The organism is Mesorhizobium sp. M4B.F.Ca.ET.089.01.1.1, from assembly GCF_004022605.1.
In the GTDB taxonomy this organism is placed as follows: Bacteria; Pseudomonadota; Alphaproteobacteria; order Rhizobiales; family Rhizobiaceae; genus Mesorhizobium; species Mesorhizobium abyssinicae.
Genome location: NZ_RZOS01001193.1, coordinates 1 through 604, shown reverse-complemented (window position 1 = coordinate 604; position 604 = coordinate 1). Strand labels below are relative to the sequence as shown.

General features: G+C 59.1%; 1 protein-coding gene. It reads left to right on the top strand.

The window, feature by feature from the left end; all coding sequences use genetic code 11:
* Window positions 1-360 precede the first annotated feature (360 nt).
* The coding region (locus EN780_RS36725) for a redoxin domain-containing protein (RefSeq protein WP_128276617.1) at window positions 361-604 on the top strand (244 nt) is incomplete at its 3' end.

The following is a 604-nucleotide window of genomic DNA, read 5'->3' as shown; positions in this document are numbered from 1 at the left end:
GTTCTACGCAGAGGTCGCGAATCTGGGCTAACACACCGTTGCCGGCTCCGGTCACATCGAAGCCGCCCAAGTTTCAAGACGTTGAGCACCGTTTGAAAGATCCTGTCGGTCTCGCCGCTGTGGTCGTCCTACGCACGGATGAGACGACCACTGTTTGCCGCGGCGTCCGAGACGGCTCGCGATACGCGTGAGCCGCAGATGCTTTTTTCGTGCTATGATGGGCTTGCAACCTTGACCTCGGCATATGGCAGAGGCCGAACGCTGTTTGCTCTGGCGCGGGAGTTTGCGCCCAGCGGGCGCAACCCGAAATGTAGTGTTGCTGCCTTTTGCTGACTGAGCTTGGGCGAGGAGTTTGTGTCCATGTCCATGTGTAGTGTTAACCGCCCACTGCAGCCGGGCGACCCAGCGCCCAATATAGTGCTCGATGCTATCTCGCGAGAAGGCAAGATTGCGCTCAATGATTTTCGAGGCCGTAGCCCGTTGTTGATCGGTTTGTTTCGCGGTCTGCACTGTCCGTTCTGCCGCCGTCACGTCGCGGCCATGGCGCAACTCAATCCGGCTCTGCGTGAGAAAGGCGTCGAGTGCCTGGCAGTGGTCAATACGC